General features: G+C 70.1%; 21 protein-coding genes and 1 tRNA gene. 9 read left to right on the forward strand and 13 right to left on the reverse strand.

All coding sequences use genetic code 11. The features are described 5' to 3' along the window. Nucleotides 1-236: 236 nt before the first annotated feature. Nucleotides 237-2090: a dihydroxy-acid dehydratase gene (gene ilvD / locus XAN126_RS0123960; protein ID WP_024281088.1), complete on the forward strand. Its 1854-nt coding sequence runs from the start codon at nt 237-239 to the stop codon at nt 2088-2090. A 48-nt stretch (nt 2091-2138) separates the two neighbouring features. Here ilvD and XAN126_RS0123965 read toward each other — a convergent pair whose 3' ends face one another. From XAN126_RS0123965 to XAN126_RS0123975, 3 genes are all read right to left on the reverse strand, one after another. Then, nucleotides 2139-3128 (reverse strand): sensor domain-containing diguanylate cyclase, encoded by a 990-nt coding sequence (locus XAN126_RS0123965; protein ID WP_024281089.1) that lies wholly within the window; start codon nt 3126-3128, stop codon nt 2139-2141. Between the two features lie 375 nt (nt 3129-3503). Further along, nucleotides 3504-3579: transfer RNA gene (locus tag XAN126_RS0123970), tRNA-Ala, on the reverse strand. Between the two features lie 156 nt (nt 3580-3735). After that, nucleotides 3736-4134 (reverse strand): TIGR02300 family protein, encoded by a 399-nt coding sequence (locus XAN126_RS0123975; protein WP_024281090.1) that lies wholly within the window; start codon nt 4132-4134, stop codon nt 3736-3738. Between the two features lie 204 nt (nt 4135-4338). Here XAN126_RS0123975 and aroA point away from each other — a divergent pair, with 204 nt between their 5' ends. Both aroA and cmk read left to right on the forward strand, forming a co-directional pair. Then, a complete protein-coding gene (gene aroA / locus XAN126_RS0123980; RefSeq protein WP_024281091.1) occupies nt 4339-5721 on the forward strand; it encodes a 3-phosphoshikimate 1-carboxyvinyltransferase in 1383 nt (460 codons plus the stop codon). Between the two features lie 10 nt (nt 5722-5731). Continuing rightward, nucleotides 5732-6352, forward strand: coding sequence for a (d)CMP kinase (cmk, locus tag XAN126_RS0123985; protein ID WP_024281092.1), 621 nt, complete (start codon nt 5732-5734; stop codon nt 6350-6352). On the opposite strand, the gene XAN126_RS0123990 is transcribed toward cmk, so the two are convergent. After that, nucleotides 6349-7329: an LLM class flavin-dependent oxidoreductase gene (locus tag XAN126_RS0123990; RefSeq protein WP_024281093.1), complete on the reverse strand. Its 981-nt coding sequence runs from the start codon at nt 7327-7329 to the stop codon at nt 6349-6351. The genes cmk and XAN126_RS0123990 overlap by 4 nt on opposite strands. A 188-nt stretch (nt 7330-7517) precedes the next feature. On the opposite strand from XAN126_RS0123990, the gene XAN126_RS0123995 reads away from it, so the two are divergent. Next, nucleotides 7518-8207, forward strand: coding sequence for a fumarylacetoacetate hydrolase family protein (locus XAN126_RS0123995; RefSeq protein WP_024281094.1), 690 nt, complete (start codon nt 7518-7520; stop codon nt 8205-8207). Between the two features lie 84 nt (nt 8208-8291). Here the strand turns inward: XAN126_RS0123995 and XAN126_RS0124000 are convergent, their stop codons facing one another. Beyond that, a complete protein-coding gene (locus XAN126_RS0124000) occupies nt 8292-9497 on the reverse strand; it encodes a beta-ketoacyl-[acyl-carrier-protein] synthase family protein (RefSeq protein WP_024281095.1) in 1206 nt (401 codons plus the stop codon). Next, on the reverse strand, nt 9494-9781 hold the full coding sequence (locus XAN126_RS0124005) for an acyl carrier protein (RefSeq protein ID WP_024281096.1): 288 nt from the start codon (nt 9779-9781) through the stop codon (nt 9494-9496). Before XAN126_RS0124005 ends, XAN126_RS0124000 begins: the two co-directional genes overlap by 4 nt. A gap of 179 nt (nt 9782-9960) precedes the next feature. Between XAN126_RS0124005 and XAN126_RS0124010 the strand changes: the two genes are divergently transcribed. Beyond that, entirely contained in the window at nt 9961-10164 is a 204-nt protein-coding gene (locus tag XAN126_RS0124010; protein ID WP_024281097.1) for a hypothetical protein, read from the forward strand. Further along, complete coding sequence (locus tag XAN126_RS0124015; RefSeq protein WP_024281098.1) at nt 10165-10782, forward strand: isochorismatase family cysteine hydrolase; 618 nt, start codon at nt 10165-10167, stop codon at nt 10780-10782. A gap of 34 nt (nt 10783-10816) precedes the next feature. On the opposite strand, the gene XAN126_RS0124020 is transcribed toward XAN126_RS0124015, so the two are convergent. The 4 genes from XAN126_RS0124020 to XAN126_RS0124035 form a co-directional block, all read right to left on the reverse strand. Further along, entirely contained in the window at nt 10817-12388 is a 1572-nt protein-coding gene (locus tag XAN126_RS0124020; protein ID WP_024281099.1) for an FAD-dependent monooxygenase, read from the reverse strand. A gap of 69 nt (nt 12389-12457) precedes the next feature. After that, nucleotides 12458-13516, reverse strand: coding sequence for a tryptophan 7-halogenase (locus XAN126_RS0124025; RefSeq protein WP_024281100.1), 1059 nt, complete (start codon nt 13514-13516; stop codon nt 12458-12460). Beyond that, nucleotides 13513-16179: a LodA/GoxA family CTQ-dependent oxidase gene (locus XAN126_RS27375; RefSeq protein WP_024281101.1), complete on the reverse strand. Its 2667-nt coding sequence runs from the start codon at nt 16177-16179 to the stop codon at nt 13513-13515. Before XAN126_RS27375 ends, XAN126_RS0124025 begins: the two co-directional genes overlap by 4 nt. 76 nt (nt 16180-16255) lie before the next feature. Continuing rightward, the gene (locus tag XAN126_RS0124035; protein WP_024281102.1) at nt 16256-16861 is read right to left on the reverse strand and encodes a biliverdin-producing heme oxygenase; all 606 of its coding nucleotides are present in this window, start codon (nt 16859-16861) and stop codon (nt 16256-16258) included. A gap of 397 nt (nt 16862-17258) precedes the next feature. Here XAN126_RS0124035 and XAN126_RS0124040 point away from each other — a divergent pair, with 397 nt between their 5' ends. Both XAN126_RS0124040 and XAN126_RS0124045 read left to right on the forward strand, forming a co-directional pair. Next, a complete protein-coding gene (locus XAN126_RS0124040) occupies nt 17259-17852 on the forward strand; it encodes a superoxide dismutase family protein (RefSeq protein ID WP_024281103.1) in 594 nt (197 codons plus the stop codon). A 308-nt stretch (nt 17853-18160) separates the two neighbouring features. After that, the gene (locus XAN126_RS0124045) at nt 18161-19672 is read left to right on the forward strand and encodes a protein adenylyltransferase SelO (protein ID WP_024281104.1); all 1512 of its coding nucleotides are present in this window, start codon (nt 18161-18163) and stop codon (nt 19670-19672) included. A 619-nt stretch (nt 19673-20291) separates the two neighbouring features. Here XAN126_RS0124045 and groL read toward each other — a convergent pair. Then, the gene (gene groL, locus XAN126_RS0124050; RefSeq protein WP_024281105.1) at nt 20292-21938 is read right to left on the reverse strand and encodes a chaperonin GroEL; all 1647 of its coding nucleotides are present in this window, start codon (nt 21936-21938) and stop codon (nt 20292-20294) included. A gap of 53 nt (nt 21939-21991) precedes the next feature. Next, nucleotides 21992-22282, reverse strand: coding sequence for a co-chaperone GroES (gene groES / locus XAN126_RS0124055; protein ID WP_024281106.1), 291 nt, complete (start codon nt 22280-22282; stop codon nt 21992-21994). Nucleotides 22283-22585: 303 nt separating this feature from the next. Here groES and XAN126_RS0124060 point away from each other — a divergent pair, with 303 nt between their 5' ends. After that, on the forward strand, nt 22586-23140 hold the full coding sequence (locus XAN126_RS0124060; RefSeq protein WP_245272330.1) for a hypothetical protein: 555 nt from the start codon (nt 22586-22588) through the stop codon (nt 23138-23140). Nucleotides 23141-23214: 74 nt separating this feature from the next. Here the strand turns inward: XAN126_RS0124060 and glsA are convergent, their stop codons facing one another. Further along, the gene (gene glsA, locus XAN126_RS0124065; protein WP_024281108.1) at nt 23215-24213 is read right to left on the reverse strand and encodes a glutaminase A; all 999 of its coding nucleotides are present in this window, start codon (nt 24211-24213) and stop codon (nt 23215-23217) included. Nucleotides 24214-24239 lie beyond the last annotated feature (26 nt).

Raw genomic sequence — 24239 nt, forward strand, 5'->3', positions numbered from 1 at the left:
CACCCTCCCACCTTCGTGTCCGCCGCGGCCCCTTCTCCGTGCTAGTGTCTCAAGGGAAAGGGCTTTCCCCGGAGGCTCCGGCGCACTAAGACGGCGCGAAAGCTCCGGACGCAGGCGGCTGCCGCCCGCCGACGCGGAGCCCAGAAGACCGCAAGAGACGACCTGACCACAAGACGCGCCCAAGAGACGCAAGACGCGACGCAAAGGCGCGACGCAAGAACGAGGCCCGCGAGGATATGCCCCAGTACCGCTCCCGCACGTCCACCCACGGCCGCAACATGGCCGGCGCCCGCGGCCTGTGGCGCGCCACCGGCATGAAGGACGGAGATTTCGGCAAGCCGATCATCGCGGTGGTGAACTCCTTCACCCAGTTCGTGCCCGGCCACGTCCACCTGAAGGATCTCGGCCAGCTGGTGGCCCGCGAGATCGAGAAGGCCGGCGGCGTCGCCAAGGAATTCAACACCATCGCGGTGGATGACGGCATCGCCATGGGCCATGACGGGATGCTCTATTCCCTGCCGTCCCGCGAGATCATCGCCGACAGCGTGGAATATATGGTCAACGCGCACTGCGCCGACGCCATGGTCTGCATCTCCAACTGCGACAAGATCACCCCCGGCATGCTGATGGCCGCCATGCGCCTCAACATCCCGGCCGTGTTCGTCTCCGGCGGCCCCATGGAGGCCGGCAAGGTGCTGCTCTCCACCGGCGAGCGGAAGGTGGACCTCATCGACGCCATGATCTCGGCCGCCGACGACAAGGTGTCGGACGCCGACGTGACGGTGATGGAGCGCTCCGCCTGCCCCACCTGCGGCTCGTGCTCCGGCATGTTCACCGCCAATTCCATGAACTGCCTCACCGAGGCGCTGGGCCTCGCGCTCCCCGGCAACGGCTCGGCGCTCGCCACCCATGCCGACCGCGAGCGGCTGTTCGTGGAGGCCGGCCACCTCATCGTCGACCTCGCCCGCCGCTATTACGAGCAGGACGACGCCAGCGTGCTGCCGCGCGCCATTGCCTCGTTCAAGGCGTTCGAGAACGCCATGACGCTGGACATCTCCATGGGCGGCTCCACCAACACGGTGCTGCATCTGCTGGCCGCGGCCAACGAGGGCGAGGTGCCCTTCACCATGGCCGACATCGACCGCCTCTCCCGGCGCGTCCCGGTGCTGTGCAAGGTGGCGCCGGCGGTGGCCAACATCCACATGGAGGACGTGCACCGCGCGGGCGGCATCATGGCCATCCTCGGCGAGCTGGACCGCGGCGGCCTGATCCATACCGACCTGCCCACCGTGCACGCGCCGACCATGGCCGATGCGCTGGACCGCTGGGACGTGGTGCGCACGAAGAGCGAGAGCGTCGCCACCTTCTTCCGCGCCGCGCCGGGCGGGGTGCCGACCCAGGTGGCGTTCAGCCAGGCGCGCCGCTGGGACGACCTCGACCTCGACCGTGAGGCGGGCGTCATCCGCAATGTCGAGCACGCCTATTCCAAGGACGGCGGCCTCGCCGTGCTCTACGGCAACATCGCCCTCGACGGCTGCATCGTGAAGACGGCGGGCGTGGATGCGTCCAACCTCACCTTCGCCGGCAAGGCGCGCATCTTCGAGAGCCAGGACGCGGCGGTGGAGGCCATCCTCTCCACCGGGCGCATCCAGGCGGGCGACGTGGTGCTGATCCGCTATGAGGGTCCGCGCGGCGGGCCGGGCATGCAGGAGATGCTGTACCCGACCTCCTATCTGAAGTCGAAAGGCCTCGGGAAGCTCTGCGCCCTCGTCACCGACGGGCGCTTCTCGGGCGGCTCCTCGGGCCTCTCCATCGGCCACGTCTCGCCGGAAGCGGCCGAGGGCGGCAATATCGGCCTCTTGGAAGAGGGCGACACCATCGAGATCGACATCCCCAACCGCATCATCCGCGTGGCGGTGTCGGACGAAGTGCTGGCCGAGCGTCGCGCGGTGATGGAGGCAAAGGGCGCCGCCGCCTGGAAGCCGGAGAACCGCAAGCGCATCGTCTCCCAGGCGTTGCAGGCCTATGCGGCGCTCACCACCTCCGCCGCCCGCGGCGCGGTGCGCGACGTGAACAACATCCGCCGCTGAACGCAAACGGCGGCGGGCCTCCTCCCGCCGCCACCACCCCCGGGCCGGTCAGCCCATGGTGCTGCGGCAATAGAGATCGCGGCCGCCGTCCTTTGCCGCGTAGAGCGCGGCATCCGCCGCCGCGAACAGGTCGGCAAGATTCTCGCCCCGCGCGGTGGCCCCGCCGATGCTCGCCGTCACCCGGCCGCCGGAGGGATGGGGAATGTTCTCCGCCCTCAGCGCCGCCAGCAGCGCGGCCCCCACCGCATCGCAGCCGGCCTCGTCGGTGTCGGGCAGGATCACCGCGAATTCCTCGCCGCCATAGCGCGCCGCCGTGTCCTGCGCCCGGGCCGGCTGCCGCGCCAGCATGCCGCCGATGGCGGCCAGCACCGCATCTCCCGCCCGATGGCCCCACAGATCGTTCACCACCTGGTCGACGTCGATCACCAGCAGCGACAGCGGGCCGGCGAGGCGCCGGGCCCGGCGCACCGCGCGCTCCATCGCCTCGTCGAAGCTGCGCCGGTTGAGGAGGCCGGTGAGGTCATCCACCTGCGATTTGCGCGCAAGGTCGAGATTGAGGCGCAGCAGCTCCACCTCGTCAGCGGCCACCGCCGCGAGGTCCAGCAGCGGGCCGAAGTCGAACGCCTCCTGGTCCCTCGCCTCCCGCCCCATCACGCACAGCGAGCCGATGACCAGTTCAGGCGCCACCATCAGCGGCGCGCCGGCATAGAAGCGCAACGGCAGATGCGGCACGGCGGGATGGCCGGCGAGGCGCGGATCGCACGTCATGTCGCCGATCACCAGCGGCGCGCCGCTCTCCACCATCACGTTGCAGAGGCTGTCGCGCCGGGGGACGCTCGCCGGCACGAGATCCGACGTGCGCGATTTCTGCCACTGGTGGGTCGCGTCGATGAGGCTGAGGAAGGCGACGTCCGCCCCGTAGAGCCGGCGCGCCAGCCGGGTCAGGCGGTCGAATCGCTCGTCCGGCGGGCTATCCATGAGGCCGCATGTCGCAAGGACGGCGAGGCGGTCGGCCTCGTTGGCGGGGGGTGACCACACGGGCTGGGGACCTCGATCGATGACGCTGGGGCGGGCGGACCGGTCGGCGGCGAAGGTGGGGATAACTCCCGCTGAGGCGGGCAGGTACCCCCCGCCGGCGCAACGGGCGGGCAGGAGGCGCACAGGCGTCCACACAACCTGGGGGCGTGCCGCCCTTGCAGCGCCGGAGGTGGCGGGACGGATGATTCGCGGAGGGGAGGCATGCGAATCGCAAGATGATTCGCGGGCGCGGCGACGGCGCCCGACGCAGACGCATCGAATCGCGCGCAACGCACCTGATCGCGGGCACGACCCTGCGGGACCGATGGATGGAATGTCACGGGAGGGAGAAAGACCCGGAAAAGCCTGCTTGGTGCTTCAGGCCGGGTAGAAATTTGGTGGAGCCAGGCGGAATCGAACCGCCGACCTCTTGAATGCCATTCAAGCGCTCTCCCAACTGAGCTATGGCCCCACCGGGCCGCGGGCTGCGCACTTTCCGCTCGAACACCAAGGTCGAAAAACCTCGGTAGGAGAGCCAGTTAGCGCGCCGGGAAGTCCCGCGGCGGGGTGCCCGGCGATTGATGTCCGCCGAGCGAGAGCGGCCTTAAAGCACAGGCCGCGTCGGGTATCAAGCCTCTTCGTCGTCTTCGAGGCCCTCACCGATCAGATCGGAGACGTCGTCCCCATCATCTTCGTCTTCTTCGAGGAACGTGTCGTCGTCACCGGCCTCGATGTCGTCGTCCACGTCCACGTCGTCACCGACCACCACCTTGGTGGGGGCCGCAGCTTCCTCGTCGGCTTCCTCGAGGCTGATGACCTCGGCCTCGGCCTCCTCGCTGTCCGCCTCTTCGACGGCAGCTGCTGCACGCGGCTCCGCGCGGCTGCTGCCGCGGGCTGCGGGTTCAAAATAGGACCTCGGATAGGATTCCCCCGTGAACGGCGACACGATGGGGTCCTTGTTGAGGTCGTAAAACTTGCGCCCCGTAACCGGACAGATGCGCTTGGTGCCGAGTTCGGGCTTCGCCACGGCAAAGTTCCTCGGGAGCTGTATAAGGAGCGTGCTCCATTGGCGTTTCGTCCGCGCCCTGTCAAGGGCAGATCATCATGGCGTCGCAACAGCGTGACGCCGCGGGCAGGCGCGTGCTAGACGACGGCCCGCAAGGAATCCGCAAGGAACATGCGGCGATCGCCCCGGCCAAGGCCTGCGGCAGACCGCCCGAGCGAGGCAGGAATGGCCCATCCCGAACCCGCAACCGCAGGCGCTGCCGAGGCTCACGGCCACGGCACGGGCGAGGCCCGCCCCGCCACCGGGCGCCGCTCCCCCGCTTTGTCGGGCCGGGTCCGGGTGCCCGGCGACAAGTCGGTCTCCCACCGGGCGCTGATCTTCGGGCTGTTCGCGGAGGGCACCACCCGCATCACCGGCCTGCTCGAAGGCGAGGACGTGCTGAATACCGCCAAAGCCTGCGCGGTGCTTGGGGCCTGCGTCACCCGCACCGGCGAGGGCGCGTGGGAAGTGACGGGCACCGGCGGCCGGGGCCTCGCCTCCCCCGCCGCCCCGCTCGATTTCGGCAATTCCGGCACCGGCGTGCGCCTGATGATGGGCGCGGTGGCCGGCCAGCATGTCATCGCCGGCTTCGACGGCGATGCGAGCCTGCGCCGCCGACCCATGAAGCGGGTGCTCGATCCGCTCGCCCAGATGGGCGTCGAGGTGGTGGCGTCGGCCGAAGGCGGCCGCCTGCCGCTCACCCTGAAGGGCAGCAGTGCGACCAAAGCCATCACCTACGAGACCCCGGTGCCCTCCGCGCAAGTGAAGTCCGCCGTGCTGCTCGCCGGCCTCGGTGCCGAAGGCGAGACGGTGGTAATCGAGCGCGAGGCCACCCGCGACCATACCGAGCGGATGCTGGAGCATTTCGGCGCGGAGATTTCCGTCGAGCCCCACGGCGCCCATGGCCGCCGCATCACGCTGAAGGGCCGTCCGCACCTCGTCGCCGCGCCGGTGGACGTGCCGGCCGACCCCTCCTCCGCCGCCTTCCCGCTGGTGGCGGCGCTGATCGTGCCCGGCTCCGACGTCATCCTCACCGACGTGATGATGAACCCGCTGCGCACCGGCCTCATCACCACCCTCCTCGAAATGGGCGCGGACATCACCGTCGTCGCCGAGCGCACCGAGGGCGGCGAGCGGGTGGCGGACCTGAGGGTGCGCCATTCCCGCCTGAAGGGCGTGGAGGTTCCGCCCGAGCGGGCGCCGGCCATGATCGACGAATATCCCGTCCTCGCCGTCGCCGCGGCCTTTGCCGAGGGCACGACAGCCATGCGCGGCCTGTCCGAGCTGCGGGTGAAGGAGAGCGACCGCCTCGCTGCCGTGGCCGCCGGCCTTGCCGCCTGCGGCATCGCCCATGAGGTGAAGGGCGACGACCTGCTCGTCACCGGCGCCGCCACGGTCAAGGGCGGCGGGCCGGTGGAGACCCACATGGACCACCGCATCGCCATGTCCTTCCTGGTGCTGGGGCTTGCGAGCGAGGAGGGCGTCAGCGTGGACGACGTGGCCTTCATCGCCACCTCCTTCCCCACCTTCATGCCCATGATGCGCGGCCTCGGCGCCGTCATCGACTGACGGGGCAGCCATGGTCATCGCCATCGACGGGCCGGCCGCGTCCGGCAAGGGCACGCTGGCCCGGCGGCTCGCCGCTCATTACGGCCTGCCGCATCTGGACACCGGCCTGCTTTACCGGGCGGTGGCCGCGCGATGCATCGCGCTGGGCCGGCTCGCCGACGAGGCGGCATCCGAACAGGCCGCGCAGACGCTGGATGTGTCGGACCTCGATCCCGAAGCCCTGCGCACGGCGGAACTGGGCGAAGGCGCGTCCGTGGTGGCGGCGCGGCCGGGCGTGCGCGCGGCTCTCCTCGACCTGCAACGCCGCTTCGCCGGCCAGACGGGCGGCGCGGTGCTGGACGGGCGCGACATCGGCACCGTCATCTGCCCGGACGCGCCGGCGAAGCTCTTTGTCACCGCGCGGCCGGACGTGCGGGCCGACCGGCGCTTCCGCGAGTTGCTGGGACGGGGCGAGGATGTTTCCTATGACGCGGTGCTGGCGGACATCCTGAAGCGCGACGAGCGCGATTCCGGCCGCTCCAGCGCCCCCCTCCTCAAGGCGGACGACGCCGTGCTGCTCGACACCTCCGACCTCGGCATCGCGGCCGCCTTCGCGGCGGCGCTCGCCATCGTCGAGGCGCGCCGGGGCTAGGCGACCGGAACCTGCGGGCGGATCCGGGCAGCGAACACCTCCAGATCCGCCATGCGCTTGTCGAAGGCGGGCGCCAGCGGCTTCAGGACCAGCGCACGCGGCGCCAGCCCGCGTTCCAGCGCCGCCACCTGTTCCACCACGTCCGCCTCGGTGCCGATCAGAGAATCCGCGATCATCCGATCGAGATCGAACCACGGCGCCCAGTCCGGACGCACCTTTTCCGTGGTCGCCTTCATGCGCTCGACGAACGGGGCGAGGACGGCGCGCGCCTCCTCCTGCGCCCGTTCCCGGCTGTCGGCGAGGTGGAGGAAGCGCAGCAGGGTGAGGCACCGTCCCGCCTCAGGGTCGGCGGCGCGATACTGCCGGACGCTCTCCGCAATGCCGGCGAGGGGAAAGGGCGGCGCCGCCATGATGCCATAGCCGCGTCGGGCGGCGAGGGTCACCGTCTCGGCCGTCGCCGAGGCGATGTGGATGGGCACGGGCGCCTGAACCGGACGCGGCACCAGCTCAAGGCCGTTGACCTTGAAGAAGGCCCCGTCGCGGGTCACGGGACCCCCATCCAGCAGCGCGGCGACGAGATCGAGCGCTTCCAGCATCCGGCCGCGGCTATCCTCCCGGGCCACGCCGAAATGCGCCTCGTGCAGGGGAAACGGCCCGCCGCGGGCGACTCCGAGTTCGAGCCGACCACCGGAGAGGATGTCCACGGTGGCCGCGTCCTCGGCCACGCTGACGGGATGGTGCAGCGGCAGCAGCACCGCCGCGGCGCCGAGCCGGATGCGTGTGGTGCGGCCGGCGAGATAAGCGAGGATGGCGAGGCAGGAGGGGCTTGCCGCCTGCGGATTGAAATGATGCTCGGCGATCCACGCTTCCTCAAAGCCGAGAGCCTCCACCCGCTCAACGAGCGCGGTCTGCTCGGCATAGGCGGCGGCATAGTCCTGCCGGGGGTTTTCATAGGTGCAGAAGAGGCCCAGTCGCATGGCAATCCCCGGAGCGGAATGAGAGGGCGCCCGGCTGTGGCCGGCACCCGCGCGTGACATGACGCTATATTAATTTGAATACAGCTTTGGCGCCATGCTCCGGCCCCGCCGACCCGCGCTGCGACGTTTCGCCCTTTTCTCCCCGGCGGCGGCGCCCTATGCAGGACGCCGAACATCCGGAGCGCCCCATGGCCAGCTACGTCTTCCAGCCCCAGCCCCATCCGCATCTGCCCATCGTCGGCAGCGACGCGGTCTTCCCGGTGCATCGCATCTATTGCGTCGGCCGCAACTTCGCCGACCACGCGGTGGAGATGGGCCACGACCCCAACAAGGAGCCCCCTTTCTTCTTCCAGAAGAATCCGGACACGCTGGTGCGCTCGGGCTCGACCATCTCCTATCCCAAGCTCACCAAGGACCTGCACCACGAGGTGGAGCTGGTGGTGGCGCTGAAGGAAGGCGGCGAGGACATCCCCGTGGAGCGGGCACTCGACCATGTGTTCGGCTACGGCGTCGGCCTCGATCTGACGCGGCGCGACCTGCAGGGCGAGGCCAAGAAGCTCGGCCGCCCGTGGGAAACCGGCAAGGCCTTCGAGGAGTCGGCCCCCTGCTCGGCGCTCCTGCCGGTGGCGACCGCCGGGCACCCCGGCATCGGCCGCATCTTCCTGAAGATCAACGACCGGATGAAGCAGGAAGGCAACCTCAACCAGATGATCTGGAAGGTGCCGGAGATGATCGCGACCCTCTCCACCCTGTTCCGCCTCGCCCCCGGCGACCTCATCTTCGCCGGCACCCCGGCGGGCGTCGGCCCCGTGCACAAGGGTGACGTGCTGGAAGGCGGCGTCGAGGGCGTCGGCGAGATCCGCCTGACGGTGGACTGATCGGCAAGGTCGGTGAACAGGCCCGTGACGTCGTCACGGGCCTTGGCCGGCCGGCGCGGTGCCTGAACGACCCGCCCGGCGGCTTCAGGCGGCCCTGATCGCGAGCACTGCGTTCAGACCGCCGAAGGCGAAGGCGTTCACCAGGGCGATTTCCGCCGAGGCCGCCCGTGGCGCGTTGGGCACGCAGTCCACGTCGCACTCGGGGTCGGGCTCGCGGAAATTCAGCGTGGGCGGCAGGAAGCCGTTGCGCATGCCGAGCAGCGCCGCCGTCACGCCCAGCGCCCCCGAGGCGCCGAAGCAGTGGCCGGTCATGGATTTCAGGGACGACACCGGCACCTTGGCCAGCCGGTCGCCCAGCACCGTGCGCAGCGAGGTGGTCTCGGTCTTGTCGTTGAGCACCGTTCCGGTGCCGTGGGCCGCGACATAATCCACCGCGCCGGCATCCAGCCCCGCGTCGTCCAGCGCCGTGGCAATGGCGCGGGCGGTGCTCGAGGCATCGGGCGCCGTGAGGTCCGCGCCATCGGCGGTCATGCCGAAGCCGAGCACCTCGCCGAGGATGGTGGCGCCACGGGCGCGGGCCCGCTCCATCTCCTCCAGCACCAGCACGGCCGCGCCTTCACCCAGCACCAGCCCGCTGCGGTCCTTGGAGAACGGGCGGCAGGTGTCCCCCGCCAGCACGCGCAACGCTTCCCAGCTCTTCACCATGCCCAGCGTCAGCGGGGCCTCGCAGCCGCCGGTCACGGCCATGTCCAGCATCCCGCTACGGATCATCTGGAAGGAGAGGCCGATGGCGTGGGAGGCGGAGGAACAGGCCGAGGCGGTGCTGAAGCTCGGCCCGGTGATGCGGTAGGCCATGGAAATCTGGCTGGCCGCCGACGAGGGCATGACGCGCGGCACCGTGAAGGGCAGCGGGCGCGCACCGTCGCGCAGGATGCGCACATAGCCCTCTTCCAAAGTCTGGCAGCCCACCGCCGCGCCGAAGATGACGCCGGCCTTCTGCGGCGATACGCCCTCGGTGGCGCCGGCCGCCTCGGTCATCGCTTCCGCCGCCGCCAGCAGGGCGAACTGGCCGGACCGGTCGATTGTGGAAATCTGCCGCGGATTGAAGTGCGCCTCGGCGGAATAGCCGGGCACCTCCCCGACCACCCGCGTTTTCACCTGATCCTGCGGCACCAGCGTGAGCGGCCCGATACCGCCGCGCCCCTCCTGCAAGGCCGCGAGGTGGGCTGGAATGCCGAGGCCGAGGGCGGAAACGGCACCGATGCCGGTAATGGCGACCCTGCGGCTCATCGGGCCGGCTGCGCTGTGGAAACCTTGCCGCTCCGCGCGTCGATGAGCTGCTCGACGGCTTCGAGCAAGGCGAAGACCTTCACGTCATTGCTTTCCAGCACGCCTTGGGACGGCACCTCGATACCAAAGCGTTCCTCGATCTTGAAGATCAGCTCCACCATATCGAGCGACCCGATCCCGAGGTCCGCGACGCTGGTTTCGGCGTCGATGATGGTCGGATCGATGGATGCCTCTTCCGCGATGACCGCGAGGATTTCGGCCCTGCGTCCGCTGAATTCCGCCACGCAACTTCTCCGTACCCGGTCCACGGCGGCGGGGCCGCCGTCACCCCCTCCGGGAGGGGCTAAAATGCACAGCAGCACCGGAGCTGTCCACCTGCCGCCGCGTCGGGAGCCGGAACCCGCCCGCGCGCCGTGCCGTTGAGCCGGACACGCCCGCCGGTTGCGGGCGGCGAGGAGGCGCCATGACGCTCGAACCGCGACTCATTTCCGAGGCCGACGCAAGCCGCCTCGGCGTCATGCCGGGCTGGTGGGCCGTCGCCCCGGACGGCACGCCCACCGCGGGCCCGTATCCGACCCACGAAGCCGCCATCGTCGGCATCGCCAAGCGCGGGGCGGATCAGCCCACGGGCAGGGCCGGTCAGGACGGACCGCCACCGGAGGACTGAATGGGACAGGGTCTGAGACGCGCCATCGGCCCGCGCACGGTGCATCTGTGCGTGGACATGCAGCACTTGTTCGCTCCCGGAGGGCCATGGCCGACGCCGTGGGCGCCGCGCATCCTGCCGGTCATCGTGGAACTGGCAGCCTGGGCGCCCGGGCGCACGCTGTTCACCCGCTTCATCCCGCCCCATGCCCCGGAGGCGCTGCCCGGAAGCTGGCGCCACCTCTACGGCAAGTGGCGCGAGGTGACGCGGCAGGAGCTGGAGCCGGAGCTTCTGGAACTGGTGCCGGAGCTCAGGCGCTTCACACCGCCGGCACGGCTCGTCGACAAGACGCGCTATTCCGCCTTCTCCGCCCCGGCCCTGCTGCCGACGCTCGCCCATCTCGGCGCCGACACGCTGGTCCTTTCGGGGGCGGAGACGGATATCTGCATCCTCGCCACCCTGTTCGATGCGGTGGACTACGGCTACCGGGTGGTGGTGGCGCGCGATGCGGTCTGCTCCTCCTCCGATGCCGGGCACGATGCGGTGCTGGCCATGCTGTCGCAGCGCCTGTCCATGCAGGTGGAAGTGGCTGACGCGCAGGACATCCTCTCCGCCTGGTGCACCGCCAACGCCGCGTGAGGCGGGCCGCCCCCACGGTCGTCCTGCGTCCTGCTTACCGCCGCAGACCCAGCTTCAGGTCATAGGCGGTGAGCGCCGTCTCGTGCCCCGAATCGGCCCTCAGGCCCACATGGCCATCCGGCCGCACCACCAGCAGCGTGATGCCGGAGATACCCAGCCGCGCGGCATCGTCGACGGAGAGACTGGCGACGCCCGGCCCGCCGCCGGCCACCGCCGCCGCGAAGCTGGCGCCGTAGAGGGGGCCGGCACAGCGCTCTGCCAGCGCATGGTAAAGGCCGGCGAGCGTTTCGCCGCTCGCGCGCTCGCCGCCCAGCAGCAGGATGGTGTGGCCGGTGCGGTTGACGAGATCGTCCAGCATCAGCACCGCGCCGTCGGCCGTGCCCACCGCGATGCGGTCGGGCAGGCGCTGGCCGGGGGCCAGTCCCGGACCCGCGTCGCCCGCCACGATGGGCGAGGCGGCATAGTCCACGTCCAGCTCGGCCTCGGCCACCGCCTCGTGGTGGCGCGTCTGCGGATCGGCGAGCACCTCGCGGATGATGGCATTGCGCGCCTGCCGGTCGGCGGCGTCCTTCAGCATCTGGGCGCTGTCCGCCTCGTCGCCGGAGGCGGTGATGCGCTGGGCGACCGGCCGGCGCTCGGCCTCGTAGCTGTCGAGCAGCGTGTCGGCGCAATGGCCCTGCGCCACCAGCGCCAGCTTCCAGGCGAGGTTGAAGGCGTCCTGGATGCCGCTGTTCATGCCGTGCCCCTGGATGGGGCTGCAGGTGTGGGCGGCATCGCCCGCCAGCAGCAGGCGGCCGGACCGGTAGTGCTGCGCCACCCGCGTATAGCACTGGAAGCGGACGGGATTGGCGACATCCACGAAGCGCGAGGCCGGCAGGTAGCGTGCGAGGGTTTCCGACGCGTCCGCCACCAGATCGCTGTCGGGGCCGCTCGGCCGCACATAGGCGCGCCAGCGCTCGCCCGGCAAGGCGGTGAGGATGAGCGGGATCTCGTCCAGAAAGGCGTAGTTCGCCTCGAAGGCGTGGGGGAAGTCGGTGAGGGTGGCGTCGAACACCGCCCACGGCTCCTCGATGGGATGGCCGTCCTGCCCGATGCCGGCGAGGGTGCGCACGGCGCTGCGGTGGCCGTCGCAGCCCACCACCCAGCGGGAGCGGATCACCTTGGTTTCACCGCCGCTCTCCAGCATGGCGACGACGCCATCGCCGTGCGCCTCCAGGTCCACGAGCTTGGTGCCACGCGTCACCCCACCGCCGAGGCGGACGAGATAATCGGTAAGGATCTGCTCCGTCACCTCCTCGGAGATGCCGAGATTGTAGCCGTAGCGGCTGCCGGCGAGGCCGAGATCGATTTCGCCCAGCACCGCCCCGTCCGCATGGATGCGGGCGACGCGCTGCTTCACCCCGGCATCGAGCAGGGCATCGGCAAGGCCGAGGTGGTCGAACACCTCGATGGAGCGCGGATGCACCACGGTGGCGCGGTCCCAGGCCAGCGGCGCGTCGTGGGCGTCGATGATGAGGCTGTCCACGCCCCGCCGCTTCAGCTCGGCACCGAGCAGCAGCCCGGTAGGGCCGGCCCCCACCACCAGGACGGTCACGTCAGGAACCACGGCATTCTCCCCTTTTCCGGCAATGGAGCACGGCCTAGCTGAAACGCAAAGGGGGGCGGGTCTGGGGGCTCAGGCCGGCGGGGGCTGGCGGCGCCGGGACCAGAAGGGCGCATCGCGCCAGCGGGTTTCCATCAGCGCGTAGTGGCGGCCGAGGTCGGCGGTCTCGCCTTGCAGCGTGCGGTAGTCCTCGTCCCAGCCGGCGAAGGCCGAGCCATCCCCCGCCAGCGCCGCAGCCACCCCCGCACCGGCCCGCGCGCCCATGAGGATGGCGGCGGAGATGCCCTGCGAGGACAAGGGATCGAAAGTCATGGCCGCATCCCCCGCCACGCACCAGCGTGGGCCGTGGAGCGTGCGCGCGGCTGCGGTTTCCGCCGGGTAGGTCCGGGGCACGGCCGCGCCGGCCCCCTCCCCCGCTAGGCGCCGCATGTGAAGCGTTTCCGACAGCCGCCGCGCCCACCCGGGGACGCCATCCCCCAGAAGGTCGGCATCGGTGAGGAAGGCGAGGACGCGCCGGCCGCCCGGCAGCGGCGTCGTGTACCACCAGCCGTCCGCCACCGCCTCCACGCTGGTGCCGCGATAGGGGTGGGCATCGGCCAATGTCGCCACCAGCGCCACCTGACGGTCGAAGGCCTCCCGCCCCGAACCCATGTGCCGCGCGACGGCGGCGGCCCGCCCGGTGGCGTCCAGCACGAAGCGCGCGGCGAGGCGCCGGCCGTCCCGCAGCGTGATGTTCCAGCCATCGGAAACGGCGGCGATGGTCTCCAGCCGCCCCGCCACCAGCGTCGCGCCGGCCGCCTCGGCACGGGCGCGGGCATCGGCGTCGAAGCGGGCGCGGTCGAGCAGCCAGCCGCCACCGAGGGGATTGGCGAGGAAATCCGTCTCGATGAGGTCGTCGCTGGCCCAGCACGAGCGGGTGCCGTAGGCGGCAAGGTGACGGTCCTCGTCCAGCAGTCCCGGCCCGAAGGCGGCATCCACCAGCCCCGCCATGCCCGGCGGCAGGCTCTCCCCCGGCCATACCTGGCTGCGCGCATCGTGGAGCAGCACCACCCGCGGCCCCCGCCCCGCCGCGGCGATGGCGGCCGCCGCGCCCGCCGGGCCGGCGCCCGCCACGAGGAGATCGCACCTCATCCGATGAAGACGAGGCCGCCCGGATTGGGCAGCCCGTCGGCAAAGTCGGAGACGATGCCCACCTCGCCCTTCAGCTCCACCTTCTTGATGAGCCGCCCCCGCGTCTGCGAGGTGAAGAGATCGCCCTTGAGATTAAACGCCAGCCCGAACGGCATGGTCAGCTCCGCCCCGCGCAGGATGAGCGGGATGGGCGCGCCGAGGGGGTCGAAGCGCTTCACGCCATTGTCCAGCTGGTCCGCCACATAGAGGCGGTAGGAGGTGTCGTAGGCCATCTGGCGCGGGTTGCGGAAGCCGGTGAGCCAGTTGAGGTTGATGACCTCGCCGGTGGTCGCGTTGATGCGCGCCACCGAGGTTCCGCCCCAGCTCACCAGCAATGCACCATCCGGCGCGATGATGATGCCGATGGGCGAGACCAGCCCCGCCTCCGGCGGCACCAGCACGCGGCTTTTCCCATCCGGCGTGATGAGGGAGACGAAGCCCTTCTCCACCCAGTTGGCCACATAGAGATTGCCCTGCCGGTCGGCGGCGATGCCCATGGGCTGGGAGAAGCCCTCCGCGAACAGGGAGACCTCGCCCTTGGGCGTCACCCGCCGCACGTAGCCGGCATTCATGCAGGAGACGTAGAGATTGCCGTCGAGGTTGCGCGTCATGCCCTCCGGCCGCTCCAGCGGGGCGGAAAGGGCCATCACCGTCACACCGCCCTCGGCATCCACGAGGCGCAGGCTGTTGTCGTCGGAATTGGCCACGACGAGGGGAAAGGTCGCCGCCTGCGGATAGAGCGTGTTGGCGCCGTAGCTCACGTCCGGCTCGCGGGCAAAGCCCACCAGCGTCTCCACCTTCATGCGCGCCGGGAAGGCGCCATCGCGCGGGCCGGGGCGGTCGGCGACGACGCCGAGGCGGAACCAGTCCTGCGCCATGGCGGCGAGCACCGGCGGGCGGGTCAGCGCGCTGATGAAGCGCTCCCAGTCTCGGCGGCGGGCGTAGGCGGCGCGCCGCTCATCGATGGCGCGGGCGGTGTCCATCACCACCTTGTAGTCGGCCTCCGATAAGACCGTGTTCGGCACCCGCGCCGGCCAGAAGGCGGGCAGCACGGGAGAGATGGAGGACTGGTAGCCCGAGCGGCAGCTCGCCCAATCCGCCTGCCACGGCAGGCCGAGCCATTGGGTGATGCCGCCGGGGCCGAGGCGGGAGAGCGGGCCGGACTTGGACAGCGCCTCCGGCGAGGTCATGTCCGGGCCGTAGTCGGTGAGGTCCACTGTGCGGGCGGTGGAGGCGAGGCGCATGTCGGCCGTCCAGATCCACGGCACGCGGGCGATCCACGGGAATTCCTGCCCCGGATGGAACGGCCCGCCGACACACGCCTCCAGCGCCGCGCGGTCCAGCGCCGCCGGCTGGCCGCCGAGGGCGATCCCCTCCAGCCGTCCCGCGCGGGCCGGGCGGCCGGGGGTGAAGCGGCCGGCGGCCCAATTGCGCAGATGGGCGTATTGCAGCGGCGTCAGCGTCATCCACTGGCGCGGCTCGATGACATCGGGCGGCAGCACCAGATGGTCGCCATAGAGCTGCGGCTCCAGATCCGGCCGCACCTCGGGCGCGGCGGGGTCGCGGAACAAAGCGAGGATCTCCGCGCGGAAGGCGGCGTTGGCCGGCGATGCATCCGCGAGGCGGGCGCGGATGGCGGGGTGGGCGAAATCCTTCGCCGATCCGTAGCCGAATTTGGCGAGGAAGCCGGCGTTCACCCATTGCAGATCGGACAGGCGGGCGAAGATGGGCCAGACGTGCTCCTCGAACACGGTGGCGGGCGCCTTGCGCTTGCCGGCGGCGACCAGCGTCGCCTCCACCACGTCATGGAGCGTCACGAGGCTGGTCGCGATGGCCGGCGCGTAATTGGGGCCGACGCTGATGAGCCACGCGGGATCGGCGCGGAATTCCCGGCCGCCCATGCGCACCACGGCATCCACCGGGCCGTCGCCGGTGTCGTCGGCCCAGCCGTCATTGTCGGCATAGCCGCTCATGGGCGGTGCATCGGGGGCTGGGTGGCAGCGGCCGGAGGCGGGCATCACCACGAGGTGGCCGTCGGCGTCGGTCATCACCTCGCCGAGATTGACCGACTGGCCCTGAAAGGCGCCGCCATCGAGCCGCTGGGGCTTGGCCCCCGGCCCGGTCACGGTGCGCGGACCGGGAACGATGGCGAGGCTGGTGCGGTCCGCCACCTTGGCGTTGCGGCGGCCGGCGGCGGGGGCGCCGGGCAGGTCGAAGGGAATGTCGATGCCGTACCAGAGCGCCTTGGTATTGGCGACGGTGAGCGTCCAGGACACCTCCGCCTCGCGCGCCGTCACCTCGCCCAGCACGCGGCCCTGCGCATCATAGGCGTAGAGCCGGAACCGCGCGGCCTGCTTGGCCATGGCTCCGGCGTCATCCTTGAAGGGACCAACGGGCACGCCCCCCGGAACCTCGGGGCCGAAATAGAAGGCGTCCTTGCTGTTGCCCACCCGTGCCACGCCGATGGCGGGATGAACGGCGATGCGCGCCACCCGCTTCGGATCGATCCCGCCGGGGGCGGCGGATGCGGCGGCCGACGCCTGCGTGGCGGCCGTCACTCCAGCCGAAAGCCCCGCCGAGAGCCCCGCAACGAATGCGCGACGCGACAGCACCCCGTCCCCCATGGCCCCCTCCCGCTTGCGAGCGGCGCGAGACTATGCGGGCCGGGGCGGCGGCGTCCAGAGCTTGGCGGTAGTCGGATCAGCCGAAAGCGGTGCCCACATAGAAGGCGACCCGCGTGAAGGCGGCTTCCGCGCCCTTGGCGGCCCGTGCCTCATCCCCGGCCGAGAGCGGCACCGCATCCAGCGCAGCGACGAAGGTCTTCCAGTGGAGGCCCCGCCCCTCGGGCGCGGCGGCCAGATGCCGGGCGCCGAAGCGCTCGTCGAGGCCGAGGGCGGCGGCGGCCTTCAGCAGGAAGGCGGCGCCGAGGTTCGAGCCCTCCGCCACATAGAGCCAGCCGAGCGCCTCCGGCAGCGGCGCATCCGGGCCGAGGCCGGGCGCTTCGGCGGGCGCGGGCACGGGAAGGCCGAGATCGGCGAGATCGGCGGCGATGTCGGCGAGCCGGCGGCGGCCGGGAAGGTCCGGCAGCAGCGCGCCGAGGGCCGGGCTGTCATAGAGCGCGGCGATGTCGCGATGGAACAGATACTGCACCGTGAGGAAGCGCCCGTAGCGTTCGCGGCTCTCGAACGGCCGCCCGGCCATGATGGCGCTGTCCAGCCGCTCATGGGCGACATGGGTGAGGGCCTTGAGCGCCGAGGCACGGCTTTCGGCGCGGGCGGGGGAGCGGTCGAGTTCGGCGGTGGTCATGGCAGCCTCAATATTTGAACTATTCTCGATCAAAACAGATAATCTTGCGTGTCACAGGGGGTCATGACCTGTCTAGGTGGATATGCCGTATCCTGCAAGACGCTGCGGAAGCGTCTCCGACAAAGCGGGAAAGTCATCGCTGCACACGCGACGCCACGAAATCGACGGATGCCGCATCATCACATCAAACGACGGGCGGTGCCAGCTTTGCCATTCGGTGACAACAACTCCCGAAACGGGAGCTTTGCTGGAAAAATTCCAATCAACATTCGGAACGTTCGCGGCGGGGTGGCGATAGAAGCAGAGGGGCCGGCTGCGGCCCGGTCGAGTTCGCCGCAGCGTTGATGTAGGCTCGCCGCGGAGGCCGGCGCGCCGTCCGGCCCGAGGAGGAACGTCCATGCGTCCGTTCACCAAGTCTGCCCACTCCGTTCGGGCAACGCGCTCCCTTCCCCTTCTCGCCGCGCTCCTCACCGGCCCGCTGCTCATCGCGCCGGCCCTGGCTCAAGCCCCGGCGGCTGCGCCCGCGGCCGCCCCGGCCGCGAAGGTGGTGAAGGCCGACATCATCAACAACGAAGGCAAGACCATCGGCTCCGCCACCGCCACCGGCACGGAGCGCGCCACCATCGTGCGCGTGGCCCTCTCCCCCGGCGCGCTGCCGCCCGGCTGGCACGGCATCCACTTCCATCAGGTGGCCAACTGCACCGACACCGCCAAGTTCCTGGATTCCAAGGGCCATGTGAACCATCACGACAAGGCCCACGGCCTGCTCAACCCCAACGGCCCGGACCAGGGCGACCTGCCCAACATCTATGCCAATGCCGATGGCTCGGTGAACGCCGAGGTGTCCAGCACCACCGGCCTCACCGACAAGGATGGCCTCGGCCAGCCGGGCGGCTTCGCGCTGGTGATCCACGCCAGCCCCGACGACTTCATCACCCAGCCCATCGGCGGCGCCGGCGCTCGCATCGCCTGCGCCGCGTTCAAGCCCTGAGGGAGGCGGCACCCGCGACGCGGGATGTCGTCGTGGCACATCGTCATGGCTGGGCTCGTCCCGTAAGTTGGCTGTTGCCGACTCCCACCGCTAGGTACGGAACCCGCAGGAATGCGGGTTCCGGCTAGCCACGTGGTTTGGCCGGGAGCACCTTTTGAGCAGTGCGCCATCGGCCCGACGTGGGCGCCCCGCACAAGCCCGGGCTTGACGAGCTGCCCCAGCTGGACAGGCCGGGACGAACCCGGCACCCTTTTCTGATCGTTCGGTCCGGGACTGCCCCTTTTCGAGCCCGGCGGAGATTGCCCCCAATGACCACCAGCGCCACCCCACAGCCGCCCGTGAAGGCGTCCCCTGCCTTCCCGTTCGACAATTCCTATGCCCGCGACCTCGCCGGCTTCTATGCGCCCGTCCTGCCGACGCCGGTGGAAGCGCCGGCCCTTGTGAAGGTCAACACCGCCCTCGCCGAGCTGCTGGGCCTCGACCCCGCCCATCTTGCGACGCCCGAGGGTGTGGCGGTGTTCGCCGGCCTCGCCGTGCCGGAGGGGGCGGAGCCCATCGCTCTGGCCTATGCCGGGCACCAGTTCGGCCATTTCTCGCCGCAGCTCGGGGATGGCCGCGCCATCCTGCTCGGCGAGGTGGTGGGCCGGGACGGGCTGCGCCGCGACATCCAATTGAAGGGCTCCGGCCCCACCCCCTTCTCCCGCCGGGGCGACGGGCGGGCCGCGCTCGGGCCGGTGCTGCGCGAATACATCGTCAGCGAGGCCATGGCGGCGCTGGGCATTCCCACCACGCGGGCGCTGGCGGCGGTGACGACCGGCGAGCGCGTGGTGCGCGATCGCGCCCTGCCCGGCGGCGTGCTGGCGCGGGTGGCGGCGAGCCACATCCGCATCGGCACCTTCCAGTTCTTTGCCTCCCGCAAGGCGTTCGATGCGGTGAAGCAGCTCGCCGACTACACGATCGCCCGCCACTATCCCGACCTCGTGGGGGCAGAGACCCCCTATCTCGCCTTGCTCGACGGCGTGATCGGCCGCCAGGCGGCGCTGGTGGCGCGGTGGCTGTGCGTGGGCTTCATCCACGGGGTGATGAACACGGACAACATGTCCGTCTCCGGCGAAACCATCGATTACGGCCCCTGCGCCTTCATGGACGCCTACGACCCCAACACGGTCTTCTCCTCCATCGACGAGATGGGCCGCTACGCCTATGGCAACCAGCCGGACATCGCCCACTGGAACCTCGCCCGCTTCGCCGAATGCCTCATCCCCATCATGGGAGAAGACCGGGAAGCCGCCATCGCCGCCGCCAATGCGGCGCTCGGCACCTTCCCGAAGCGCTTCTATGCGGCCTACCACGCCGGGCTTGCCGCCAAGATCGGGCTGCCGGAGGCGGGCGAAGCGGATGTGGCCCTCGCCCATGACCTCCTCAACGTGATGATCGGCTCCAGGGCCGACTTCACCCTCACCTTCCGCCGCCTCGGTGCGCTGGCGGAGGACGAGGACGCGGGCGGGCCGGTGCGCGACCTGTTCCTCGACCGGGCAGCCTTCGATGCCTGGGCCGAACGCTGGCGCGCGCGCCTCGCCGAAACCGGCCGGTCCGGCACCGACATCCGCGCCGGGATGGATGCGGTGAACCCGCTCTTCATCCCCCGCAACCATCTGGTGGAAGAAGTCATCGCCGCCGCCATCGAGCGCGGCGACCTTAGCCCCTTCGAGCGGCTGAACACGGTGCTGGCGCGGCCCTATGAGGAGCAGCCGGACTTCGCCGCCTATGCGGGGCTGCCACCGTCCATGGAGGGGTATCGGACGTTCTGCGGGACGTGAGGGGGGCTCTCTTCCCCGCAAGGGGAGAGGGGAGCACGGCCCGAGGCTCCTGCGCTGGACCCCGGATCGGCGCTCCGGCTGCGCCGTCGCTTCTCCAGGGCACAGAGCCAATATCGCCGTCGTCCTCCGACTTGATCGGAGGACCCATGGTGACGTTTGTTCTGCGCTTCGGCTGCCCGCTCAGGCGAAGGGATGGGCCCTCCGGTCACGCCGGAGGGCGACGGCGGTTTGGGCCGCCCTCGCGTCCCGGACGCATGCAGCGCCAGCGGAATGCGAGCCGGGACGGATCCGCCGAAGGCGCTTCTTCAAACTACCGCTCTCAGGCATTGCCCCGCTGCGCGGGAACTCGTGCGCTGGTCCCCGGATCAGCGCTCCGGCTGCGCCGTCGCTTGTCCGGGGCGCAGAACCCGCATGGCCGTCGTCCTCCGACTTGATCGGAGGACCCATCGCGCCGTTTGCCGCGCCCTTCGGCCGCCCGCTTCGGCGGAGGGATGGGCCCTCGATCAAGTCGGAGGGCGACGCCGGGAAAGAAGGTCGGCGCAGAAACAAACGCGCGGCCCAAAAGAAAAGGGCGCGGCCGAAGCCGCGCCCTTTCCCAATTCCCGGATGGGAAGATGGATCAGAAGTCCATGCCGCCCATGCCACCCATGCCGCCGCCGGGCATGGAGGGCATGCCGCTCTCGCGCTTGGGCAGCTCGGCGACGAGCGCCTCGGTGGTGACGATCAGGGCCGCGATGGAGGCGGCGTCCTGGAGGGCGGTGCGCACGACCTTGGCCGGATCGACGATGCCGGCGGCGATCATGTCCACATACTCTTCCGTCTGGGCGTTGAAGCCGAAGGACGGATCGTTGGACTCCTGCACCTTGCCCACCACGATGGAGCCTTCCACGCCGGAATTCTCGGCGATCTGGCGGATGGGGGCCTCGAGGGCGCGCAGGACGATCTTGATGCCGGCCTTGATGTCGGCATTGTCGGAGGTGACCTTCTCCACCGCCGCCTTGGCGCGGAGCAGGGCGACACCACCGCCGGGGACGATGCCCTCTTCCACCGCAGCGCGGGTGGCGTTGAGCGCGTCGTCAACGCGGTCCTTCTTCTCCTTCACCTCGACCTCGGTCGAGCCGCCGACGCGGATCACCGCGACACCGCCCGCGAGCTTGGCCAGACGCTCCTGGAGCTTCTCGCGGTCGTAGTCCGAGGAGGTCTCCTCGATCTGCGCCTTGATCTGGTTCACGCGGGCCTCGATGTCGGCCTTCTCGCCGACGCCGTCCACGATGGTGGTCTTTTCCTTCTCGAGGATGACCTTCTTGGCGCGGCCGAGCTGGGCGATGGTGACGTTCTCGAGCTTGATGCCGAGATCCTCGGAGATCACGGTGCCGCCGGTGAGGATGGCAATGTCCTCAAGCATCGCCTTGCGGCGATCACCGAAGCCGGGAGCCTTCACGGCCGCGACCTTCAGGCCACCGCGCAGCTTGTTGACCACGAGGGTGGCGAGCGCCTCGCCTTCCACGTCCTCGGCGATGATGACGAGGGGACGGCCGGTCTGCACCACGGCCTCGAGGACCGGCAGGATCGGCTGGAGGCCGGAGAGCTTCTTGTCGAAGATGAGCAGGAAGGGCTCTTCCAGGTCGGCGATCATCTTCTCCGCATTCGTGATGAAATAGGGAGAGAGATAGCCGCGGTCGAACTGCATGCCCTCGACCACTTCGAGCTCGGTCTCGGCGGTCTTGGCTTCCTCGACGGTGATGACGCCCTCGTTGCCCACGCGCTGCATGGCGCCGGCGATCATCTCGCCGATGGAGGCATCGCCGTTGGCGGAGATGGTGCCGACCTGCGCGACTTCCGCGGAGGAGGAGACCTTCTTGGCGCGGGCGCGGATGTCGGCGATGGCCGCGGCGACGGCGAGGTCGATGCCGCGCTTCAGGTCCATCGGGTTCATGCCGGCGGCGACCGACTTGGCGCCTTCCTTCACGATGGCCTGGGCCAGAACGGTGGCGGTGGTGGTGCCGTCGCCGGCGAGGTCGTTGGTCTTGGAGGCGACCTCACGCACGAGCTGGGCGCCGAGGTTCTCGAACTTGTCCTCGAGCTCGATCTCCTTGGCCACCGACACACCGTCCTTGGTGATGCGGGGGGCGCCGAAGCTCTTCTCGATGACCACGTTGCGGCCCTTGGGGCCGAGGGTCACCTTCACCGCATTGGCGAGGATGTCGACGCCGCGCAGCAGCTTCTCGCGCGCGTCCGAGGAGAACTTTACTTCTTTGGCAGCCATAACGGCCTCCTTGTGATTCTGTTTCGGTGGACCGGCTCAGAAGCGCGGACGCATCACTTGGCGATGACGCCGAGGATGTCGCTTTCCTTCATGATGAGCAGGTCCTGGCCGTCGATCTTGACCTCGGTGCCGGACCACTTGCCGAACAGCACGCGGTCGCCGGCCTGCACGTCGAGCGGGACGAGCTTGCCGCTCTCGTCACGGGCACCGGCGCCCACCGCGATCACCTCGCCCTCCTGGGGCTTTTCCTTGGCGGTGTCGGGGATGATGATGCCGCCGGCGGTCTTCTGCTCGGCTTCGATGCGCTTGACGACCACGCGGTCGTGCAGAGGACGGAAGGACATGGGTCGTTACCTCTTCGGGGGGAGCGCGAGCCTTGGCCCGCCGTTCTGGCACTCCCGAATGAAGAGTGCCAAGCTCGTCGCGGAGATAAGGGCGCGCCCGGCGAACGTCAAGGCGCGCTGCAGCAATCGGTGGGCTAGCAAAGCGGTAACGAGCCGTGGGATAAGCTGTTCAGGAGCTGAGGCTTGACGGCGGGCGGGGGCGATGCGGACGGCATCGACGTCGACGGCGCAAGCCTTTATGGTCAGGCGACTGCCTGGGTGGTCGCATTCTTGTTCCAGGCGGCGGGAGGCCTCGGAAAGCACATGACGAAGATGGTTGCGGGATCCAAGTCTGCTTTCGAGCGATCTGTGTTCGGGCGGTCCGCGTTCGGATGGACGGCCTTCGGGCGGCCGCGCGCCGCGCTGGCCGGCGCTGCCCTTGCCGTGCTGGCCCTCGGCCTCGCCGGCTGCGAGACCACCCCTTCCGCGCCCCCGCCGGCCGCGCGCCCGGTCTTTACCAGCCCGATCCCGCCCGACCGGCTCGTCGGCCGCTGGGGCCTCGCCGCCTATCACCGGCCGGACGACGCCACCCGCACCGAGGCCCAGGCCAAGGCCTCCTGCGGCAACCAGCCCTATGTCATTACCGCCGGCACCAATGGCGGCGTGATGATGTATCTCGCCGACGACAACAAGCTGACCGAGCTGGTCTCCAAGCAGGTGGGCAACGGCCCGGTCTATATCGGCCCGCCCGACGACCCGGCCGGCGGCGAGCGCGACCGTCAGGTGGTGCGCTTCGACAACAACATCCTGGTGCTGAAGTTCGTCGATCCGGAAGTGGCCAAGCGCTACGGCACCATGGTCTACGTGCGCTGCTCGTGACCTGAGGGGCCGCGCGCCCCTCTTCTGCGCCGGAGGCTCACCGCCCGAAGGCAGCAAAAAAACCCAAGCATGGCTCAGCGCCCGAGGGCGCTGAGCATGGCGGACCCGCGGTTGGTGGGGTCGAACACGTGCAGGCCCAGTTCCTCGGCCAGTTCCCGGAAGGCGGCGATGCCGCGCACGGAATTGCCGCGCCCGTCGAGCCGCGGTGAATAGGTGGCGATGCCGAGCTGGCGGTTGACCACCCCGAGGATGCCGCCGCCCACCCCGCTCTTGGCCGGCACGCCCACGTCGAACGCCCAGTTGCCGGCGAAATTGTACATTCCGCAGGTGAACATCACGGCCAGCGTGGCACGCACCGCGTCCACCGCGAAAGCCGTCGTGCCGGTGAGCGGGTTCTCGCCGATATTGGCCAGCGTCGCCCCCATGCGGGCGAGGTCGCTGGCCGTCACCAGAATGGAGCACTGGCGGAAATAGAGGTCCAGCGTCGCGTCCACCCCGGCGGTGAGGGTGCCGGCGCTGGTGAGGAGGTGCGCGATGCCGCGGTTGCGGTGGGCCGTCTCCGCCTCCGAGCGGAACACCGCCTCGTCCACCGCGAGCCGCCGCCCCGCCGCCGCTGAAAAGCGATCCAGCACGAACTCCAGCGCCTCGGCGCCGAGATGCTCCACCAGCAGGCCGGAAACGGTGATGGCCCCGGCATTCACCATGGGGTTGAAGGGCCGGTTGGTCTTGGCATCGAAGACTATGGCGTTGAAGGCGTCGCCCGAGGGCTCCACCCCGACGCGGGAGAGCACCTTTTCGCGGCCGGCCACTTCGAGGGCGAGACAGAAGGCAAATGCCTTCGAAATCGACTGGATGGTGAACGCCACGTCGGCATCCCCCACCGAGACCACTTCTCCCTCCACCGAAACGGCGGCGATGCCGAAGCGGTCCGGGTCCACCAGCGCCAGCTCGGGAATGTAGTCGGCGAGGGCGCCGGAGATATCGGTGCGGCTGCGCTCATAGGTGTGGCGCACCACCGTCTCCAGACCGTAGCCGGCCGGCACCGCGGGAGCCGCGTGCGGGCTCGCATCCATCTCTTCCCCCTTGCCGACCACAGGCA

The sequence above is a fragment of the Xanthobacter sp. 126 genome, from assembly GCF_000526175.1.
Classification (GTDB): Bacteria; Pseudomonadota; Alphaproteobacteria; order Rhizobiales; family Xanthobacteraceae; genus Xanthobacter; species Xanthobacter aminoxidans.

Bases quoted from the DNA above. Each gene is read 5' to 3' on its own strand.
- XAN126_RS0123990 (WP_024281093.1), bottom strand. From the start codon at position 7,329: ATGCGACTGGGCCTCTTCTGCACCTATGAAAACCCCCGGCAGGACTAT.
- aroA (WP_024281091.1), top strand. From the start codon at position 4,339: ATGGCCCATCCCGAACCCGCAACCGCAGGCGCTGCCGAGGCTCACGGC.
- cmk (WP_024281092.1), top strand. From the start codon at position 5,732: ATGGTCATCGCCATCGACGGGCCGGCCGCGTCCGGCAAGGGCACGCTG.
- ilvD (WP_024281088.1), top strand. From the start codon at position 237: ATGCCCCAGTACCGCTCCCGCACGTCCACCCACGGCCGCAACATGGCC.
- XAN126_RS0124015 (WP_024281098.1), top strand. From the start codon at position 10,165: ATGGGACAGGGTCTGAGACGCGCCATCGGCCCGCGCACGGTGCATCTG.
- XAN126_RS0124045 (WP_024281104.1), top strand. From the start codon at position 18,161: ATGACCACCAGCGCCACCCCACAGCCGCCCGTGAAGGCGTCCCCTGCC.
- XAN126_RS0124035 (WP_024281102.1), bottom strand. From the start codon at position 16,861: ATGACCACCGCCGAACTCGACCGCTCCCCCGCCCGCGCCGAAAGCCGT.
- XAN126_RS0124000 (WP_024281095.1), bottom strand. From the start codon at position 9,497: ATGAGCCGCAGGGTCGCCATTACCGGCATCGGTGCCGTTTCCGCCCTC.
- groES (WP_024281106.1), bottom strand. From the start codon at position 22,282: ATGTCCTTCCGTCCTCTGCACGACCGCGTGGTCGTCAAGCGCATCGAA.
- XAN126_RS0124060 (WP_245272330.1), top strand. From the start codon at position 22,586: ATGACGAAGATGGTTGCGGGATCCAAGTCTGCTTTCGAGCGATCTGTG.
- XAN126_RS0123995 (WP_024281094.1), top strand. From the start codon at position 7,518: ATGGCCAGCTACGTCTTCCAGCCCCAGCCCCATCCGCATCTGCCCATC.
- XAN126_RS0124010 (WP_024281097.1), top strand. From the start codon at position 9,961: ATGACGCTCGAACCGCGACTCATTTCCGAGGCCGACGCAAGCCGCCTC.
- XAN126_RS0124025 (WP_024281100.1), bottom strand. From the start codon at position 13,516: ATGAGGTGCGATCTCCTCGTGGCGGGCGCCGGCCCGGCGGGCGCGGCG.
- XAN126_RS0124040 (WP_024281103.1), top strand. From the start codon at position 17,259: ATGCGTCCGTTCACCAAGTCTGCCCACTCCGTTCGGGCAACGCGCTCC.
- glsA (WP_024281108.1), bottom strand. From the start codon at position 24,213: ATGGATGCGAGCCCGCACGCGGCTCCCGCGGTGCCGGCCGGCTACGGT.
- XAN126_RS27375 (WP_024281101.1), bottom strand. From the start codon at position 16,179: ATGGGGGACGGGGTGCTGTCGCGTCGCGCATTCGTTGCGGGGCTCTCG.
- groL (WP_024281105.1), bottom strand. From the start codon at position 21,938: ATGGCTGCCAAAGAAGTAAAGTTCTCCTCGGACGCGCGCGAGAAGCTG.